The organism is Paenisporosarcina sp. P5_A11 (assembly GCF_056400705.1).
Window position 1 is genome coordinate 1 of the sequence record NZ_JBFUKT010000349.1, and the last position, 1317, is coordinate 1317.

Below are 1317 nucleotides of genomic sequence, written 5' to 3' on the forward strand. Positions count from 1 at the left end.
CTCATCTTCTGAGCTAGTACTGCTTCTTTCAATGCTGCACGAATAAGCTCTGGTGTTTGGTGGTCTTGATCTATCCACATACCAATGGTTTCACTTTCCATCGGAGAAAGCAGGCGTCCAAATTCTTGCTCAAATAACCGGAATATATCGCCTTCTTCTTCTTTTTGAGTCATTTCTTTTTCATTCGTTTTTTCTGTCAACAAAAGATCTAATATACGATTCCATAATGAATGGAATGAGAAAGCCTCAAATAGAACACCTTTTTCGTCATACCTTTGTTGGATTGATAAGTACCCTTTTTGAAATAATCTTTGCATATGTCGGCTAACTTGTTCATGTGTAAAATGTGAACGCTCAACTAAGTCATCCGGCGTCGGAAAATGATTTCCTTTGTCAATAAACGCTAACATATGGAGAATGAGTAAAGCTTCGTCATCTTGTATATCACACTTTTTATAATGTTGAAAAAAGAGCTGGGAAATGGTTACATTCCCCTGCTCTGTCCACATACGGAGCCGATCCGGATTTTGCTGATGCATACCTGAACTCTCCTTTGTATTTATATAATTGCTTGCTGCTTATGGATATAAGCGGTTTAAAAGACGTGGGAATGGAATAGCTTCACGAACGTGTTCTGCGCCACTAATCCATGCTACTGTGCGTTCTAGACCTAAACCAAATCCTGAATGCGGTACTGAACCTTGTTTACGAAGTTCTAAATACCAAGCGTATGCTTTATCATCCAGACCATGTTCATCTAAACGTTGTTTCAATAAATCGTAATCATGAACACGTTCTGATCCACCGATAATTTCTCCGTATCCTTCTGGTGCGATTAAATCCGCACACAATACAACATCATCACGTTCTGGGTGTGGTTGCATATAGAACGGTTTAATACCGATTGGATAGTGTGTGATAAATACAGGTTTCTCATAATGCTCAGCGATAGCAGTTTCATGTGGAGAACCGAAGTCATCCCCCCACTTAATGTCATCAAATCCATTTTCATTTAAGAAAACAATGGCATCATCATAAGAAATACGTGGGAACGGAGCTTGAATATGCTCAAGTTTAGTTACATCGCGATCTAAACGCTCAAGCTCTAATTTACAGTTTTTTAATACCGATTGAACAACATAAGATACGAATTGCTCTTGAACTTCCAAGTTTTCTTCAAACTCAACAAAAGCCATCTCGGGCTCTATCATCCAAAATTCAATTAAGTGACGACGTGTTTTAGATTTTTCTGCACGGAAAGTTGGTCCAAATGAAAACACTTTTCCAAGTGCCATAGCAGCAGCTTCCATATAAAGC

The 1317-nt window shown here is 38.8% G+C and carries 2 protein-coding genes; both read right to left on the reverse strand.

Annotated features, from left to right (window positions below; genetic code table 11):
• On the reverse strand, positions 1–539 hold a 539-nt coding region (locus AC1DOS_RS20140), incomplete at its 3' end, for a DnaD domain-containing protein (RefSeq protein WP_477538912.1).
• Positions 540–578: 39 nt separating this feature from the next.
• Positions 579–1317 (reverse strand): amino acid--tRNA ligase-related protein (locus AC1DOS_RS20145; RefSeq protein WP_477538913.1); only part of this gene is annotated, 739 nt, incomplete at its 5' end.